Annotated in this window: 18 protein-coding genes; 8 read left to right on the top strand and 10 right to left on the bottom strand. The window is 63.4% G+C overall.

Going from position 1 to position 17,370, the window contains the following annotated elements; genetic code table 11:
• From G7020_RS09645 to G7020_RS09630, 4 genes are all read right to left on the bottom strand, one after another.
• The gene (locus G7020_RS09645; protein WP_160328080.1) at nucleotides 1-177 is read right to left on the bottom strand and encodes a hypothetical protein; all 177 of its coding nucleotides are present in this window, start codon (nucleotides 175-177) and stop codon (nucleotides 1-3) included.
• Between the two features lie 115 nt (nucleotides 178-292).
• The gene (locus G7020_RS09640) at nucleotides 293-1,120 is read right to left on the bottom strand and encodes an SDR family NAD(P)-dependent oxidoreductase (protein WP_100548549.1); all 828 of its coding nucleotides are present in this window, start codon (nucleotides 1,118-1,120) and stop codon (nucleotides 293-295) included.
• 20 nt (nucleotides 1,121-1,140) lie between these two features.
• Nucleotides 1,141-2,001, bottom strand: a complete 861-nt coding sequence (locus G7020_RS09635; protein ID WP_100548548.1) for a MaoC/PaaZ C-terminal domain-containing protein — start codon at nucleotides 1,999-2,001, stop codon at nucleotides 1,141-1,143.
• Nucleotides 2,002-2,020: 19 nt separating this feature from the next.
• Nucleotides 2,021-2,917 carry an alpha/beta fold hydrolase gene (locus tag G7020_RS09630; protein ID WP_100548547.1) on the bottom strand — a complete coding sequence of 299 codons (897 nt, stop codon included), beginning with the start codon at nucleotides 2,915-2,917 and terminating at the stop codon, nucleotides 2,021-2,023.
• Between the two features lie 175 nt (nucleotides 2,918-3,092).
• On the opposite strand from G7020_RS09630, the gene G7020_RS09625 reads away from it, so the two are divergent.
• The 4 genes from G7020_RS09625 (at nucleotide 3,093) to G7020_RS09610 (ending at nucleotide 7,299) form a co-directional block, all read left to right on the top strand.
• Nucleotides 3,093-4,244, top strand: a complete 1,152-nt coding sequence (locus tag G7020_RS09625) for a thiolase (RefSeq protein WP_100548546.1) — start codon at nucleotides 3,093-3,095, stop codon at nucleotides 4,242-4,244.
• Between the two features lie 63 nt (nucleotides 4,245-4,307).
• Entirely contained in the window at nucleotides 4,308-5,126 is an 819-nt protein-coding gene (locus G7020_RS09620) for an enoyl-CoA hydratase-related protein (RefSeq protein ID WP_230875422.1), read from the top strand.
• Nucleotides 5,127-5,183: 57 nt separating this feature from the next.
• The gene (locus tag G7020_RS09615; RefSeq protein WP_100548545.1) at nucleotides 5,184-6,317 is read left to right on the top strand and encodes an epoxide hydrolase family protein; all 1,134 of its coding nucleotides are present in this window, start codon (nucleotides 5,184-5,186) and stop codon (nucleotides 6,315-6,317) included.
• 175 nt (nucleotides 6,318-6,492) lie between these two features.
• A complete protein-coding gene (locus tag G7020_RS09610; RefSeq protein ID WP_100548544.1) occupies nucleotides 6,493-7,299 on the top strand; it encodes a metal-dependent hydrolase in 807 nt (268 codons plus the stop codon).
• 194 nt (nucleotides 7,300-7,493) lie between these two features.
• On the opposite strand, the gene G7020_RS09605 is transcribed toward G7020_RS09610, so the two are convergent.
• Nucleotides 7,494-8,573 carry a glycerol dehydrogenase gene (locus G7020_RS09605; protein ID WP_100548543.1) on the bottom strand — a complete coding sequence of 360 codons (1,080 nt, stop codon included), beginning with the start codon at nucleotides 8,571-8,573 and terminating at the stop codon, nucleotides 7,494-7,496.
• Between the two features lie 212 nt (nucleotides 8,574-8,785).
• On the opposite strand from G7020_RS09605, the gene G7020_RS09600 reads away from it, so the two are divergent.
• The 4 genes from G7020_RS09600 (at nucleotide 8,786) to G7020_RS09585 (ending at nucleotide 12,421) form a co-directional block, all read left to right on the top strand.
• On the top strand, nucleotides 8,786-9,580 hold the full coding sequence (locus tag G7020_RS09600) for an enoyl-CoA hydratase/isomerase family protein (protein WP_100548542.1): 795 nt from the start codon (nucleotides 8,786-8,788) through the stop codon (nucleotides 9,578-9,580).
• A gap of 6 nt (nucleotides 9,581-9,586) precedes the next feature.
• Nucleotides 9,587-10,483, top strand: coding sequence for an alpha/beta fold hydrolase (locus G7020_RS09595; protein ID WP_100548541.1), 897 nt, complete (start codon nucleotides 9,587-9,589; stop codon nucleotides 10,481-10,483).
• Complete coding sequence (locus G7020_RS09590; protein ID WP_100548540.1) at nucleotides 10,476-11,255, top strand: enoyl-CoA hydratase/isomerase family protein; 780 nt, start codon at nucleotides 10,476-10,478, stop codon at nucleotides 11,253-11,255. Before G7020_RS09595 ends, G7020_RS09590 begins: the two co-directional genes overlap by 8 nt.
• Before the next feature lie 101 nt (nucleotides 11,256-11,356).
• Nucleotides 11,357-12,421, top strand: coding sequence for a dihydrodipicolinate reductase (locus tag G7020_RS09585; protein ID WP_100548539.1), 1,065 nt, complete (start codon nucleotides 11,357-11,359; stop codon nucleotides 12,419-12,421).
• A gap of 15 nt (nucleotides 12,422-12,436) precedes the next feature.
• On the opposite strand, the gene G7020_RS09580 is transcribed toward G7020_RS09585, so the two are convergent.
• The 5 genes from G7020_RS09580 to G7020_RS09560 form a co-directional block, all read right to left on the bottom strand.
• Complete coding sequence (locus G7020_RS09580) at nucleotides 12,437-13,402, bottom strand: flavin reductase (protein WP_100548538.1); 966 nt, start codon at nucleotides 13,400-13,402, stop codon at nucleotides 12,437-12,439.
• A 67-nt stretch (nucleotides 13,403-13,469) separates the two neighbouring features.
• Nucleotides 13,470-13,844, bottom strand: coding sequence for a limonene-1,2-epoxide hydrolase family protein (locus G7020_RS09575; RefSeq protein ID WP_058151180.1), 375 nt, complete (start codon nucleotides 13,842-13,844; stop codon nucleotides 13,470-13,472).
• Between the two features lie 37 nt (nucleotides 13,845-13,881).
• The gene (locus tag G7020_RS09570; protein WP_058151181.1) at nucleotides 13,882-14,601 is read right to left on the bottom strand and encodes a TetR/AcrR family transcriptional regulator; all 720 of its coding nucleotides are present in this window, start codon (nucleotides 14,599-14,601) and stop codon (nucleotides 13,882-13,884) included.
• A 57-nt stretch (nucleotides 14,602-14,658) separates the two neighbouring features.
• Nucleotides 14,659-15,903 (bottom strand): acyl-CoA dehydrogenase family protein, encoded by a 1,245-nt coding sequence (locus G7020_RS09565; RefSeq protein WP_181083947.1) that lies wholly within the window; start codon nucleotides 15,901-15,903, stop codon nucleotides 14,659-14,661.
• Nucleotides 15,904-16,242: 339 nt separating this feature from the next.
• Nucleotides 16,243-17,256, bottom strand: coding sequence for a Rieske 2Fe-2S domain-containing protein (locus G7020_RS09560; protein WP_058151183.1), 1,014 nt, complete (start codon nucleotides 17,254-17,256; stop codon nucleotides 16,243-16,245).
• Between the last annotated feature and the right edge of the window lie 114 nt (nucleotides 17,257-17,370).

Here is a 17,370-nt window from a genome sequence, read left to right as displayed (position 1 = left end):
TCATTCGTCAAATGGGGCTCTGGTGATGCCCAGCGTATCGGTCGATGCTTGGCCGCCGTCGGAGTCTGCGGCCGAATTCGCCGGCCGTGATATGGCGGTTGGGCGAATGTCGAAAAGGTCGATATTCGCTTCGTTTGACAGGACAATGCCCAAGACCGCGCCGAGGCCTTCGTCCATGATTCTATGCCCGTCCCGATTCTGACGAGACGTTGACTATATCGCCACCGCCACGCTGGCACATCAGCTCCTAGGCCTCCCGCGAACGGTGGGCGAGCTTGCGGCCGGGGGCCGTTCACTGCGCATGGTACAGATCCCAGGCGCCGGTCTGCGGCGAGCGGGTCCAGCCGCTGGAGGCGATGGCGCCACCGTCCACCGGCAGGGTCAGACCGGTGACGTAGCTGGCCAGGCTGGAGACCAAGAATATCACCACGCCGGCCAGTTCGTCGGTCGAGCCCAGTCGGCCCATGGGGATGTAGCGGTTGCGTGCAGCGGCGCCGGCTTCTCCCACCGCGTCGAAATACGGCTTGAGGCCGGGAGTGAGGATCATATCCGGGGCCAGCGCGTGCACACGTATATCGTGTTCGGCCAACTCCAGGGCCATCGAGCGGGTGAAACTGATCATCCCGGCCTTGCAAGCCGCGTATACGGCGAATCCCGGCGCGGCGCGCAGGCCCTCGCTGCTGGCGATATTGACGATGGTGCCGCCGCGCCCGCCCTCGATCATGACCTTGGCGGCGGCCTGGGTGGCGGTGAGTGTGCTGATCAGGTTGAAGTCGATGTGCTTGCGCCAGCTTTTCTCGGTCTGCTCCAGGAAGGGGGTGCGGCGCACCCCGCCGGCATTGTTGACAAGGATGTCGAGACGGCCGAAATGCTCGGCGGCACGTGCCACCGCGGCGATGATCTGCTCGCTGTGGTTGACGTCGGTAGGCACGAACAGGGCGTCACCGCCTTTCTCGCGAATGGCTGCGACCAGGCGTTCGCCCGCTGCGGCGTCGATGTCGGCGATCACCACGCGGGCACCGAAATTGGCCAGGTTCTCGGCGATGCCGGCGCCCAGGCCCCCGGCGCCACCGGTGATGAAGGCGACCTTGTCGTTCAGACGAATGTCTTGGGGTGTCATCGGCGTTGCTCCTTGGCGGGTCAGTCGCGCAGCTCGACGCGGCCGTTGTTGATGACGATCACGTCGCGCTCCAGGGCGCGCACGCGGAACGAGACGAGAGGGCCGTCGACCCAGATTTCCGTGCGGAAGGTCTCGCCCGGATAGGCGGGCGCGGTGAATCGGCCGAATATCGAGGCGATGCGGCTGCCGTCGAAATCGCACACCGCCTGCATGATGGCCCGGCCGGCGATTCCCCAGGTGGCCAGGCCATGCAGAATCGGGCGACCGAAACCGGCCTTGTGCGCCACGTCCGGGTCGGCATGCAGGGGGTTCCAGTCGCCATTCAGGCGATAGAGCAGGGCCATGTTCGGCAGGGTCGGCAGATCCACGCAGTGGTCGGCGGCCCGCTCCGGTACCGCCGGGGGCGGTGCGACGCTGCGTTGCGGGCCACCGAAACCGCCATCGCCCCGGGCCAGCATGGTCTGGGTGATGGTGCACAAGGGGTCGCCGCTGTCGCGTTCGAGAATGCGCCGCTCATAGGTAATCAGTGCGCCCTTGTCGGCGCCTTTGTCGATGATGTCCACCACCCGCGACTTGCCGACCACCCGTGCTTCGGCCGGCAGCGGTTTGTGCAGGGTCAGCCCCTGTTCGGCGTGCACGATACGCACCCAGTCCAGGCCGGTGTTCAGGGTTCGTGGCCAGTAGCCGGGGTGGGCGAGCACCACGCCCATGGTCGGCACGGCCTGCAGATCCGCTTCGTATACCAGGGGCAATTGCCGGCGGTCGAGCGGGTCGCTGGCATAGCCCAGGCTCAGGGCATAGAGGATGGTGTCCTTGTGCGTGTAGCTCTGCTGGGTGTCGGGGATCTGCAGCTCGAGGAGCTTCTCGTAGTCGATGGCCATTGTGGTCTTCCTGGGGGCTTCAAGGCTGCGTGGCGAGGAGCGCACGCAGAGTACTGATCAGGGCGAGGGGCTGGTCGAACATCAGATGATGATGGCCAGTGGGGATCGCTATTGGACCGCGGGCCTGGGGCAGGGCCTGGACGATTCGCTCGGCGCGCTGGCGATTGACCACGACGCTGAGCTCGCCATAGAGGTAGTCGACCGGGCGGGTCACCCGCGCGAGCATTCGTCCGCCATCGGCCTCACGGGCACCGCCCGGGGGCAGGCTGGTGTCGAATTTCCAGCACCAGCCACCTGCGTCGCGTCGCAAGGAGTGCCGGGCCACATGCTCCACCAGTCCTGGCACGGCATCCGCCTGGGCGGGAATCAGGCGAAAGCGTGCCGCGCCGCTGGCGAGGTCCGGATACTGGTGGTTGCCACGTACCTTGATGGGTTCGGACGGCAGGCTTTCACCCTCGAACACGACATAGCTGTCGACTATCACCAGGCGCTGGAACAGCTCGGGCCTCTCGCTGCAGGCGCGCAACAGGCGCGAGCCGCCATAGCTGTGACCGATGGCGATCACCGGGGACTGGCTGATGTGCTCGGTGATTGCTGCGATGTCACCGCTCGGGGTGCTGGCGTCGTATTGCGCACGGTGGGAGCTGTCACCCATACCGGATAGATCCATGGCCACCACCCGGTAATTCTCGGTGAACCAGGGGGCGATGAAGTCCCACCAGTGGGCATGACCGCGAAAACCATGGACGAACAGCAGGGTGGGCTTATGCCTGTCCTCGAAGCCCCAGGACAGGAAATGCAGGCGCGCACCGTTGGCCTCGACATAATGCGAACGACCTGGCTGCGCCAGGGCTTTATCGAGCCACTCGGGATGGGCTGCAGCAAGGGGGGGGGGGCTACTTGGCAACTCGCTCATGTAATGCTCTTGTCCATCATGGAGGCTGAACGTTCGACAGATATCCCACTTCAGGTGCGGCTTGCACCAGCTGCAGGCATGGGTTAGCTTGGCTATTAACTGATATTATGTTAGTTATTGTAATCAAGTCCAGAACAATGCGGCCCACCTGAAAGGTCGCCAGTGGAGTGGGTCAATGGAACAGTTTCCTCGTGGTCGAGCGGCCATAGTTGGTGCGGCCACCTATGGCATGGGCGAGTCTCCCGGCATGCGTCCGCTGGATCTGGCGGCACAGGCTGCGGTGCTGGCGCTGCAGGATGCCGGCCTCGGCCTGGCCGCTGTCGATGCGCTCTTCGTCTGCACTCCGGACGATGCGTTGTCCGGGCTGAGCGCGGCGGAATATCTGGGTATCACCCCGCGCTTCACCGAGAACAATCGCACGGGAGGTTCGGCCTTCCACTCGCATGTGATAACCGCCAGCCTGATGCTAGATGCGGGGTATTGCGATACCGCACTGATCATCTACGGCAGTAATCAGCGCACTGCGTCCGGTGGTCTCGTGTCGATGCGCCTGCCGTCACCCTACGAGAAGCCCTATAAGCCGCTGACGCCCTTGTCGTCATATGCCTTGGCGGCGTCCCGGCATATGCATGAGTACGGCACCACGCGCGAGCACCTGGCGGAAGTGGCGGTAGCGGCGCGCAGTTGGGCCCGGCTGAATCCCGAAGCCTTCGCCCGCGACGAGTTGACCATCGAGGACTGCCTGAAGGCGCGCATGGTTTCCGATCCGCTCAGCGTTCGTGACTGCTGCCTGGTCACCGATGGCGCCGCCGCCATCGTGCTGACCCGCGCCGACCGTGCCCGTGACCTCCATGCGCAACCCATCCACGTTCTGGGCGCCGCCGCCGCGACCTGGTATTCGGGGGTGGATCAGTCTACCGACTTCACCGTCACCGCCGCCCGCGAGTCGGGCCAGCGGGCCTACGCCATCGCTGGCGTCGGCCAGCAAGACATCGACGTCGTGCAGCTCTACGACGCCTTCACCATCAATACCATCCTGTTTCTCGAAGACCTTGGCTTCTGCCCCAAGGGTGAGGGCGGGCGTTTCGTCGCCGACGGCAACATCGCCCCCGGTGGTTCGTTGCCGGTCAACACGAATGGCGGCGGATTGTCCTGCTGCCATCCAGGTATGTATGGGCTGTTCACCATGGTCGAGTCCTGCCGGCAACTGCGCGGCGAAGCCGGGGAGCGCCAGGTGGCTGGAGCACAACTGGCGCTTGCCCACGCCAACGGCGGCACCTTGTCCAGCCAGGCGACCATGATTCTGGGGACGGCGGACACGCTGTAGACCAGGCAAGAACCCAGGCTCCGGCAGCTCCGGCGCCCCGACCCGATAACGGAGACCCCTAGCATGAGCACCCTTTCCCGCCTGGCCGACATGCGCCACGTACGAACCGAGATCCGCGACCGCGTCGCCACCGTGACCCTGGATCGTGCACCGGTCAATGCGCTGGATTCGGTGGCCATTCGTGAACTGACGGCCACCTTCAATATCCTGGCGCGCACCACCGAAGCCAGCGTCATCGTGTTCACCGCCGCAGGGGAAAAGCTGTTCTGCGGCGGTATCGACCTGAACGATTCGGCACGTCGTCATGCGCGGCAACTGGTCGAGGACGACACCACCATCGACTTGCTGGACCCGGGCGCGGTGGTACGCGAGATGTTCCATGCCATCTACGATTGCCCGCTGCCGGTGATCGCCGCAATCAATGGCAAGTGCATCGGTGTGGGCGTGCTGATGGTCGCCAGTTGCGACATGCTTCTGGCCTCGGAGAATGCCAGCTTCTCGGTACCGGAGATCAAGGTTGGCGTGCTGGGCGGCGCCCGCCACCTGCAGCGCCTGGTGGGCCCGTTCAAGACCCGCCGGATGTTCTTCACCGGCGAGACGGTGCCGGCCCAGGAGTTCTACCGCCTGGGCGCGGTGGAAGAGGTGGTTGCCCCCGACGAGCTGCTCGGTGCGGCCCAGTCATTGGCGGCGCAGATCGCCCGCAACAGCCCGATCGGCCTGCGCCTGGGCAAGGAGTCGCTGAGCCGGGTCGAGGAACTGTCGTTGCGCGACGGCTACCGTATCGAGCAGGACTACACCGGGCGGGTGACCCGCTATAACGACTCCGCCGAGGCGCGCAAGGCGTTTATGGAAAAGCGCGATCCCGCGTGGTCCTGGTCCTGAGCGTTGTGGCAGGCATTACCTATTCAATAATCCGACTCGACGAGGCGAAGAATAAAAATGAAACAATTTCAGGTTGAGTGGTCGCAGGGCGAAATCGATCGTGTCTTGCACAAGGTGGCCGATTGTCGCCTACCTCCGGCACCAGTGGACAGCGGCTGGGCGTTTGGTTGCGATGCCGGGTTCCTCGCCCAGGTGCAGAAATACTGGGTGGAGAGCTTCGACTGGCAGGCCTGTATGGCGCGTCTGAACCGCTTCCCCCAGTATCAAGTGGAGATCGACGGCCAGCTGGTGCATTTCCTGCACGTCAAGGGTGAGGCGCAAGGGCGCCGGCCGCTGCTGCTGACCCATGGCTGGCCAGGATCGCATTTCGAGTTCTGGCAAGCCATCGAGCCGCTGGCCTATCCGTCGCGCCACGGCGGCAAGGCCGAGGATGCCTTCGACCTGGTAATACCCAGCCTGCCGGGTTTCGGCTTCAGTGGTAAGCCCGCCGGCGTGACTACTCAAAGGCAAACTGCGGTCATCTGGAACAAGCTGATGACCGAGGTGCTCGGCTACGCCCGCTATCGCGCCCAGGGCGGCGACTGGGGTGCCATCGTCACCTCCTGGCTGGGGCTGGATCATGGCGCTTCGGTGGAGGCCATCCACCTCAACATGCTCGGTTTCCGCTCGCTGACGCCGCCGCAGAACGATGCGGAGAAGGCCTGGCAGGCTAGTGCCGATGCGGCGCAGCGCCTCTACAGTGGTTACGCGGCGGTACAGATGTTCAAGCCGCAATCCATCGCCTGGGCCGCGGCGGACAATCCGCTGGGGCAGGCCGCGTGGATTCTCGAACGCTTCCATGACTGGGCCGACCTGCGTCAGCGCCCCTTCGAGACGGTATTCAGCCTCGAGAGCCTGCTGACCAACATCAGCCTCTATGTCATGACCGGCAGCTTCACTAGCGCCGCCTGGTTCTATCCGGGCGTGGTCAGGGACGGCTTCACCATTCTGCCGGCGGGTACTCGCTGCGAGACACCGACCCACTTCGCTGCCTGCAGTGGCGACGCGCTGGCTCCGGTACCGCCACGCAGCCGTGCCGAGCTGGTCTACAACCTGTCGGGCTGGAGTGACCTCGTCGAGGGGGGGCATTTCGCTGCAATGGAAGTACCGGGTCTGTTCGTCGAAGACCTGCGCAGCTGGGGCAGGGCCTGAATCTTTCCGGAACACCACTGACCGGTTGTCGCCAAGGCGATTGACGCGGGATCGCAACAAGCATACAACTGATAAACAGTCATTTGTGTTGTTGCGCCCGTTCAGGCTGCGAAAGCCGACGAGTACCGCCGAGGCCAATGCCGGTGCATCACATGACAACAAGAGGAATACTGGGATGAAAGTCCGCCAACCTGTCTTTGATTTTTCCAGCATCCGCCCCCATTGGGCGCCTGTCCGCGAGTTCGCCCAGAGCTATAACGCCTTTTCTACGGTGCCGGCCCATATCGAACCCTTCCTGGTCAAGGTGATGATGCGGGTCAAGGATGCTCTGGGCGACAAGCATCAGGCGCTGCGCGATAGCATTGAGATCTTCAACAAGCAGGAAGTGCAGCACTGCAAGCAGCACGTTGCTTTCAACAAGATGCTCTACAAGTCCGGCTATGCCGGCATGCAGGAACTTGAGAAACCCTACAAGGACGACTACACGCGTTTTCTGGCGACCAAATCGCTGCGCTTCAACGTCGCCTACTGCGAAGGTTTCGAGGCGATGGGCTCGTCGGCGGGTCAGGTGTTCTTCGAGGAGCTGGATGAGTACTTGGAGGGTGCCGACCAGGCTGCAGTAGATCTGTGGAAGTGGCACCTCGCGGAAGAGTTCGAGCACCGCGAGGTCTGCTTCCAGGCCTATAAGGCGCTGTACGGCAGTGGTCCGTTCGCCTACCTCTACCGTCTATGGGGGTTTGTTTACGCGGTCAAACATATCGGCACCCATACCGCGAAGGTTTCCGCCTATCTCATCGGTGTTGACCGTGATGGCATGACCCCGGAAGAGCGGGAGCGCTCCATCGAGCGGCAGAAGATTCTCAAGGCGAAGATTTCCAAGGCCAGCCGCAAGCGGCTGCTCAAAGTGCTATCGCCTTTCTACAACCCCGGAAAAATGGTGCCTTCGCCTGGCATGGCGGCGCTACTGGAGCGCTTCGGCTGACAGACTGTCTGGAAAGGGTACTCGGGGAGCTTGGGCTCCTCGAGTCGTTTCTAGCGGGCGGTTAACAGGCTGTTGAAAAGCTACCTGCGTTGCCATTGCTGCGTTAAAAACAGGCTCAAAATGCTCATTTACAGCTCGTAAACTGCGCTTTTTCGCCTGTTTTTGCCTTGCACTGGCTGCCTCGCCTACGTTTTTCAACGGGCGGTTAGAGTCTCGACCCGTTGAATGGCGACTTCTAGTTGATCGGCGTCTACCGCCGGAGCGAAGCGTGCGGCGCTGGGGCTGACCATGGATTTCTCCGCCAGTTCGCGAATCTCCACCGGAGTTGGTCGCTCCAGACCGAAGTCTGTCAGCCGGGTAGGCAGGCCCAACCCACGGTAGAATTCGCAGATGTCCTGGATGAACGCGATATCGCGACGCTCCATGACAAGCTGCACCAGCAGGCCGTAGGCGACATGGTCTCCATGCAGGGTGCCCTTGGCCCGTTCCAGATAGGAGAAACCGCGTGCCAGCGCGTGGGCCAGGGAAAGGCCACCGTTCTCAAAACTCAGAGTACTGAGTAGTACCGTGGCTTCGATCAGGGCTTCGAGGTCATCGTCGACCCGCTTTTCCTGAGCGGCGCACATGGCGGCCACAGCGTGTTGGCGAATGACTTGGTAGCAGGCTTCGGCCGCCATCAGTCCGGTCAGTGACGCTGGTGTACCGAGCAGAGTGGTAGCACCCGCCGCTGCACAGGCCTCGGCCTCGAACTTCTTCGAGATGGCATCGCCGATACCGGCGCGCAGGAAGCGCACGGGGGCATTGGCGATGATCTGACTGTCCACGAGTACCAGTTCCGGGTTGCGTGGCAATTGCAGGATGTCCTGCATGATGTGGTTCTCGTCGTAGACGGCGATGGCTGCGCTGGCGGGCCCGTCGTTGGAGGCAATGGTCGGCACGCTGACGCTACGTGCACCAAGCTTGAGCGCAACACCCTTGGCGGTGTCCAGCGCCTTGCCGCCTCCCAGGCCAACGATCATCTGCGCCCCGAACGCCAGGGCCTGCTCCGCCAGTTCGGCAATCGCGGCGTGGGTGATTTCTCCGGGAAATACCCGCAGTTCGGAGGTCAGGCCGGCTGCCTGGAAACTTGCTGTCACCCGCTCGCCGAGTAACCTGGCCATGTCCGTATCCGTCACTACGAACGCATGACTGCCCAGAGGCCGGCAATGCTGGCCCAGGGCGTCCAAAGCACCAGCGCCCTGAACATAACGGGAAGTTGCCGCGAAAATCCTCATGAAAAACTCCTGGGACATGGGGGGGCAGCGTCTGCCTTGATGGCTACGGGGCATCAGGGCAGAGGCCGCCTGCTTGGGTATAACTGACCTTTGATCATCTCATCTCACCGGCTTTTCTTGCATGCAGGTAAGTAGTGCTATACATTCTACACAGAACTGACCAAATGTCAGCTTTTGAAAAACCTACCGCCCGCATGACCTGGAGAGCGACGATGAATTTCGCTGACTACAAGACGATGACCTTCGAACGCCGTGGCCGCGTTCTTACCGTGACCTTCAACCAGCCCGAGAAACTGAACACCTTCGCCGGGGAGTCGCATACTGAGCTGTCCTGGCTGTTCTATGACCTGGTGGAGGACAAGGAGAGCGATATCATCGTCCTCACTGGTGCTGGTCGTGCCTTCAGTGCTGGTGGCGATATCGAGTACATGCAGTGGCTGCATGACAATCCGGTCGAGTTCTACCGTTGCGTGCGCGAAGCCAAGCGCATCGTCAATGGCATGCTGGAATGCGACAAGCCGATCATCTGCAAGGTCAACGGCGATGCCATCGGCCTGGGTTCTACCGTTGCAGTGTTCGGCGACGTGATCTTCGCCGCCGACACCGCTCGCTTCGGCGACCCGCACAACAATGTCGCACTGATCAGCGGTGACGGTGGCCAGATCATGTGGCCGTACCTGATGGGCTATGCCCGCGCCAAGCATTACCTGTTCACCGGCGAAAAGCTGACTGCAGCGGAAGCCGAACGCTTCGGCCTGATCAACAAGGCCATGCCAGCAGCAGAACTGAACGACTTCGTCGATGCCTACGCCGACAAGCTGGCTGCCATGCCGGTGCAGTCGTTGCGCTGGAGCAAGTCGACCATCAACGTGCCGCTGCGCCAGATGGCCTCCAGCATGATGGACGTGGGCATGGCCTATGAGGCGATCTCCTCGCAGCATCCAGACCACGTTGAGGCCATCGCGGCCTTCCGTGAGAAGCGCAAGCCTGTGTTCAACAAGAAGTAAGCGCTAATGGGCATTGCACAGGAGCACGAGCAGGCGCAAGTACCCGCCTGGCTCACCTGGGCAATGCAGCGTCCGGGCCGTTCATGCTTTCTTGAGGTGGACGGTCGGCGCCTGCATTACCTGAGCTGGGGCGAGGACAGACCAGAGCGGCCAGTGTTGCTGCTGGTACACGGCATGCGTGCCCATGCTCACTGGTGGGACGCCATCGCCCCCTATTTCAGCGAAGATTATCGGGTGGTCGCTCTGGACTTGTCCGGCATGGGCGACAGCGATCACCGGCAGAGCTACCCGGATCAATTCGGCGCTCTGGATATCATCGACCTGATCGAAGGTGCCGGACTCGGTTCGGTGATCGGCGTGGGTCACAGCTATGGTGGTTCACGGTTGCTGCGCGCCTGCGCCGACCGTCCCGAGCTGTTCAGGCGTCTGCTGGTGCTGGATTCGTTCATCGTGCTGCCCGGTGCCGAGATCCCCGTCGATACTGCCAACACCGCCAGCAAACGCTACTACCCGGATCTACCCAGCGCCCTGCGGCGCTATCGGTTGATGCCGGAGCAACCGAACCCGGTGCTGCCGATCCTGGCGGCCATTGCCCGTCACTCATTGCGTGAGGAGGATCAGGGCTGGTGCTGGAAATTCGACCTCAACCTGCCGCTTGGCGTGGCCCATGAAGAAGTTGGCGTCAGCCTGCTACCTCGTGTGCCGCGTCCGGTGGATGTGATCTATGGCGAGTGCAGCCCGGTGGTCAGCCGTGATGATGCGCAACAGGCGGTGGACCTGCTGCCCCTGGGGCGTGGTCCGTTCGGAATGCCCGGAACCTACCACCACATGATGATCGACCAGCCCCTCGCGGTGATCGCGATCCTGCGCGGGCTGCTGGCTTCTGGAGAGAAACATGAGTGAACTGGTCCTGCAGGAGAGGCACGGCGCTGTCGCCGTCGTCACCCTGAACAACGAAAAGACCCGCAATGCCTTGTCACGGGACATGCTGTTCGCCCTGGCCGAATGCCTCGAGGGCCTGAACGACGATGCCGACGTGCGGGCCATCGTGCTCAAGGGGGCCAATGGGCATTTCTGCTCGGGCGGCGATGTATCCGGTATGTCTGCCGAGCGACCACTGCCGGTAGGGCGCGGGCGGATGGTACTCGGTCATCGGGTAATCCGGGCGGTACTGGAAGGCACCAAACCGGTGGTGGCGATGGTGGACGGCTATGCCGCCGGGGCCGGCTTCTCCCTGGCGATGGCGGCCGACTTCGTAGTGGCTGCGCCCACTGCCAAGTTCGTTTCGTCCTTTGCCAAGGTGGGCCTGATCCCGGATCTCGGTCTGCTCTGGACCTTGCCGCAGCGCATCGGCCTGGCCCAGGCCAAGCGCATCTTCTACAGTGCGCGGGTCGTCGCCTCGGGCGAAGCGGCACAATTGGGCATCGTCGACGAACTGCTGGCGGAGGGTGCCGACTTGCAGGCTCGCAGCCTGGAAATCGCCGCCGAGTTCACCGCCAATGCGCCATTGTCGGTCGCTCTGGTGCGCTCGGCTCTGGCCCGTGGTGTGACCTGCCTCGGCGACGCCCTGGACTACGAGATGGACAACCAGGCTGCACTGTACCTGACCAAGGATCATCGCGAGGCGGTGGATGCCTTCCTCAACAAGCGTGCGCCCGGCTTCGTCGGGCTGTAGAGCAGGGCGGCAGTCGCCACAGTGATTTTGCCAAGGCCCCGGCTCAGACGACCGGGGCTTTGTTTTTCGGGTATGCACAGCCAGGCAGTGGGAGACAACAGATGACTTTGCGCGTTATCGTTTGCTACACCGGTGGCGTTGGCCGGGAACTGATCCGCCAGCTGCTACGCAATCCGGCTTTCGAGCTGGTCGGGGTGCTGGTGCATGGCGCGGACAAGGACGGGCAAGACGTTGGCGAAATTGTCGGGGGCGCTCCGGTTGGCTTGATGGCCACGCGCGACATCGCCGCGCTCACGGCGTTGCGCGCTGACGTCATGTCCTGGCATGGGCTGAAGTGGGAGCCGGAGGTGGTCGCCCACTTTCTTCGTGGCGGAACCAGCGTCTATTCCGGGATCGGCGGCTGGTACCTGCCGAGCCAGGCGGAATACCGGATGCTGCAGGAGGCCGCCGGGCAAGGTGGCGCTGCGCTGGTTGCCGGCGGCAACATTCCCGGCCTGATCAGCGATGTGCTGCCGCTGTTCTGCTCGGGCTATTCCAGCGATATCCGCATGGTCAGGGCCTGGCAGCGCAACTACATTCCCCACTATCCGTCGGCCGTGCAGATGGGCCAGTACCTGGGCATCGGTCAGCCCTTGCCCGATGCGCCTTTCGACCCTGCGGCGGCACCGGCGGAGATCGACCGGTTGTGGATGTGGGGCATCGCCCAGTCCGCCGCCCTGGTGGCCCAGGGACTGGGGGTGGTGATGGATGAACTGCGCCTGACCAACAAGGAATTTGGCCCATCGAAAGCCGATATGATCCTGCAGCCCAGCGGGCTGGCCGTGGCCAAGGGCACGGCCGCGGGGGTGCGCTGGACCTTCACCGCCTTCACCCAGGGCACGCCCTTCTACGAGCTGGTCAATGAGCAGACCACGCGCCTGGACATCGGCCCGGGCTGGCGGGATACGCAGCAAGCGCTGAATTGGCGGGTGGTCATCGAAGGTTCGCCAAGCATCCAGTGCGAGCTCGGGCTACTGGCCGAGGCGGATGCGCCAGACCACGTCGCCGCCCTGAATGCCGCTCGCGCGCTGAACTTCCTGCCGCGCATCGCTGCGGCGGCTCCCGGCTGGCGCAGCGTGCTGGATGTACCGGCCCCGGTCGGCAGCCTGCGTCGAGCGGGGGCCTGACGGCGTGAGCGGCACCTATGTTGGTGATGGACTCCGGGCAAGGAGCGGCTCGCTGGAGGCGTGGGTGTTGCGGATCACCTTCCACAGCAACTCCTTGAGCAGCAGGATTTCGCAGGGCTCCATGCCACGTTCCGCCTCGTCCTCCAGCGCCTTGGTGGCAGCGATCAGGTCGATAGCCACGCTGCGCCCCGCGTCTGAAAGCCGTACGCCATCGCCTTCGCGCAGCAGGATCAGGCCGCGCCGGGATAGCTCTTTCAGCACCGTGGGAATATTCAGGCAGGGATCGTCGATGAGGGTACGAATCTGCTCCGGCGGCAACTGACCCTGGGCCAGCAGGATGTTCAGTACATAGGCGTCGGCCTCGTCCAGGCCATGCACCTTCAGGATCGGTCGATGGCGCTGGATGAACTGGCGTGTCGTGCGGTAGGCCAGGTAGTTCAGCCAGTTGCGATCGAACCCGCTGGCGGTGCCATCCGCGAGACGTGCACCGGAGGCTGGCGCCGGCTTGTGCAGGGTATAGGCATAGCGCCCGGCCAGGTAGGCCAGCGGCTTGCGCTCGCAGTGCTCGACGTCGAGCACCTGGCCAATCAGGATGATGTGGTCGCCGCCTTCGTAGCGGTGGGCGACACGGCACTGCAAGCGGGCGGCGCAGTCGTGGAGCAGCGGTATCCCGTCGTGGCCACGGGCGATGGTGAGTTCGGCGAACTTGTCGGCGCCGCGCTGAGCGAAACGGTTGGAGAGGGCTTCCTGATCCGCTGCCAGGATGTGCACGGCAAAGTGCTCCGCCTCGCTGAAGGCCGTCAGGCTTGCGGAACTCTTCGCCAGGCTCCACAGGATCAGCGGCGGATCGAGCGATACCGAGTTGAAACTGTTGGCGGTTACGCCAGTGTCCGTGCCTGCCGCATCTCGGGTGGTGACGATGGTGACGCCGGTGGCGAACTTGCCCAGGGCGTTGCGTAATTCTTTCGTATCGATTGGCATCCTGGCTCAACTCCGGTGGCTTTGAAGGTGGGCGGGCAGGGCCGTTCACGGCCCGACCCGCGTCGGCTCACTTGAACGCCGAACCGTCGAAATAGTCCCGCCAGCTTTTGATCCGGCCATTCTCGATGGTGAAGATGCCCATGCAGGGCAGGGTGAGCAGCGTATTGCCCTCTTTGTCGACCATGTAGTCGATGCGCTCGGTCAGCACCTGGTTGCCGTCCTCGGCGATGCTCAGGCACTCGATGCGGATGCCGCGCAGTTTTTCGTTCAGGCGGTGCAGGGCTTCGTGGGCCTGCTCCAGGCCATGGTGGGTCGGGAAGCCGCTGTTGGCCCATTCCAGGTCTTCGGTGACGGTTTCGCCCAGGGTCAGCAGGTAGCTGTCGATGTCGGCGAAGCCTTGCAGGTGCTTGAGGACGAGTTCCTTGTTGCTGTTGTCGCTCATCGTTCTTTCCTTTTTGGGTGGGGGAGGTGAGGGGTATTCATGGTTGCTGGTGCCAGTCGCAGTCGGCGCGCCACCAGCCCAGCCGCGGGGCGTACTCGGCAATGCGCCGCCAGGCCGCCTGGGTGATTGCGGCAAGCGCCTCGGGCTGCATGCCCAGCCCGAGGAACAACCGTTGCAGCATTTCGTCGACATAGGCATGGGGCGCTTCGACGCCGTTGACCAGGCGTCGTCGGGCCTGAACCGTGGCACCGACGATGAGATCGAAGGCGACGTCGAGCGAAGCGAAGTGCATCTGCCCCTGGCGGCGTGCCTCGGCCAGGCATTCGCGCACGACCTGGTTGGTGCTGCTGGCGCGGGTGAAGTACTCGACATGATCGACGTGGGTGGTAAAGCCGCCCCAGCGGGGGTCGTGCCAGGCGCGGCTGATGGTCATCGCGGTACCGCCGATGGCCTTGAGCGCCGGATCTTGTGCCTGGCCGAAAAGCAGCTCGAACGCCCGCATGTTCTCCGCGGTGAAGCGTTCGCCGAGGGCGGTGACGGCGTGTTCCACCGATTCGAAATACTTGTAGAAACTGCCACGCGACACGCCGGCGGCGCGGATCACATCGTCGATCAGCGGCTGCGTACCACCATGTCCAGGCTGGTAGAGATCCAGCACGGCGTCGAGCAGGCGGGCCTGCATCCGCTCGCGGCGTTCGGCCGCCACGCGGGAGCGGAAGTCTCCGCTCTTGCCGTCGGTGGTGATGGCGATGCTCATGCGCTTCTCTCCTTGGCTTGCGGTTGGCCGTTGTGGGTCGTCACTTGGCTGTGGCAATCAGCGCGGCGCCGCCCAGTCCGGCACCGGACCGATATCGGCGAGCAGGTTCAGGCTGGAGTCCAGGCCCAGCAGAGCCCGGCCATACAGCTCGATCGACAGCCCCTGGTTCATCGCGTTGTGCCGGGTGCCTACGTTGAGGTCACGCCAGAACCGCTGCAGCGGGCTACTCAGGGCGAAGGCGCCGGGACCGGCGATGTCCGTCAGACGATTGCCCGCGTCGCGAAGCAGGCCCATGGCATAACCGCAATCGGCCTGGATGCGCGCCTTCTCGAATCCTGTGAGCAGTCTTTGCTGGGCGGTTTCATCGAGCATCGCGGCCGCGCGGCGCACGTGCAGCCAGGCCGAGTCGATCTCCAGGGCCGCCTGGCCGGCGGCGCCGACCAGGCGCTGCGAGTCCTTCTGGCTCGGGTAGCTCCACCAGACCACAGGACGCTTGTCCATCGTCTGTACGACGCTCTCCAGCATGGCGCTTGCGGCTCCCAGCATCGGCGGCAGCACGATCAGGGGGAACAGCGGCTCCGTCGGCCAGCGGTCACGTGGCTCCAGGCCGGGCATCGCCAGCAGCGCCTCGGCGGGCGGGCGCCGGGACGCGCGCAGCAGCAGGGTTTCCGGCACCACCAGGTTATCCACCGCGATCATGTTGCTGCCCGATCCGGACATACCGGCGACCTGCCAGTTGTCGAGTATCTCGACCTGCGGCTGTTTGAGGTCGATCAGGGCGAAACCGCCGTCCACCACCTGCCCCGCCGCGTCACGGATGGCAATGCCATTCAAGGCCCAGTTGGCGTGTCGGCAGCCCGAGGCGAAGCCCCACTTGCCACTGATCCGGTAGTGGCCATCGCCGGCGGGATCGGCAAAGCCGGTCTGTGCCGCGACGCTGCAGAACAGCTCGTCGCCATTGCGCAATACCTGTTCCCGAATCGGTGGTGGCATAGCCTTGACGCTGGCGGTCACGCTCGACAGCAGGGAATAGGCCCAGGCGGTACCGACGCAGCCCTTGGCCAGTTCCGCCACCGTTTCTATGTGGGTGATCAGTTTCGCCCCCGGACCACCTGCTCGCAGCGGCGCGGTGATGGCGAACAGTTCCGCTTCCCGCAGCGCGGCGAATACTTCGTCGGTTATCCGGCCATCCTGCTCGCATTGTTGCGCGTGGTGAGCCAGCAGGGGGCGCAAGGCCCGCGCCCTGGCTTGCGGGTCGAAGGCTTCGGTGACGTTCGGGCGTATTGTGGTGGCGTCGGGCATTGCGCTACTCCCAGATGCATGCTTCATGAGTTTAAATGACTAAATGTCATTTTTATCATTACGACATTTTTGTCATTTGTAAATAGGGAATGCAGGGGGGCGTGAAGAGGAAAGGTTGGTCAGTATTGCCATGAGCTTGCCAGGCAAGGCGTAGAGCGCTGAAAATGGCTATGCGTCAGGAGGCGGGTGACGGGAAGATAGACGTGGACGCATCGACGTCAGGCGTTGGATTCAACGCCGTTGCCGATGCCATAGGTGATTGTTAGTCAGTATTGAATGGCGGTGGCCTGGGGGGCGTAGTCATGCTGGAGCGAGGGTTCCCGGTATTCCGCCAGGTTGTTACAGATCGTCTTCCATGACCCGCAGCGGACCGCGTGGAAAGCCTTCGGCCTCGTAGAATTGCGCGCACCATTCACGCAGGGCGCGATAGCCGGCGACATCGCGCCTGGCGAAGATCGGTTGCTGGCGAAATTTCTGGTGGCGCCACATGCGCGCGTCTTCCTCGAACAGTTCCTCGGTCTGCGCCGACAGTTCGCGCAGGTGCTGGGGCATGACGTCCGGCGATAGCCGGTCGCGGGGGAAGAAGTAGCTGACCCGCAGGTCGGAGGTTTCGTCGTCCACCGGGGTGCAGGACAGCACCAAGCGACGGCCCAGCGTGCCATGCTCGAAGATGGTGAAGGACAGGCCGACCCCGGCATTGCGCGCATGCAGGCGCAAGGCGATTTCCCTGGTGCGTTTGCTGAGGAAACCCATCTGCGATTTCCATACCGTGGTGCTGGTATCGAACTCGAGCAGCACCGGGTCTTCTGGCGCGCGGTGGGTAAAGCGGAAATGCGCGGTGTCGGCGGCGTTCTCGGTGATCAACTGCGGGTGGATGCGCTCATTCGGCTTGAACACGATGTTGTCCGGGTAGCAGGGATAGAAATCCCTGGGGTCGGCCGGCAGCTCCGGGTGGTCGAACAGATCCGGCAACTCCCAGCCCTCGCGCGGAGCGCCGCAGGACGGGTCGTGCCAGAGAAAGATCATGCCGTGGCGCTCGAGCACATGGAACTTGCGCATCTTCCTCGGGATCTTGCGTTCCTCCCCGGGGATCAGGGTGTTCTGCCCCTCGGTGCCCCATTCCCAGCCGTGGTAGGGGCAGGCGATGCACTTGCCGTTGACCTTGCCGCCGTAGCCAAGGTGGGCTCCCATATGTGGGCAGTGGGCATCGAGCACCGACAGCTCGCCCTCGTCGGTGCGAAAGGCAACCATGTCATGACCGAAATACTTCATCGGCTTCACGCCGCCCGGAGGTATTTCACCGCTCCAGCCGATCTGGAACCAGCCGGTGGGTTTCATCGATAGATTGAGCATGTTGCTCCCCTTCTTGTTATTGGTTTTTGCCGATGGAGAACGGATCAGCCAAGTCGCCAGCACCGCTGGCGGCGATGCTCCCACCGCAATTAGCGCTCCTCGGGAATGGGCCGG

This window comes from Stutzerimonas stutzeri (assembly GCF_013522825.1).
GTDB classification, from domain to species: Bacteria; Pseudomonadota; Gammaproteobacteria; order Pseudomonadales; family Pseudomonadaceae; genus Stutzerimonas; species Stutzerimonas stutzeri_AK.
Note: the sequence above shows the minus strand (reverse complement) of the source record. Positions and strands in the feature narration are given on the sequence as shown.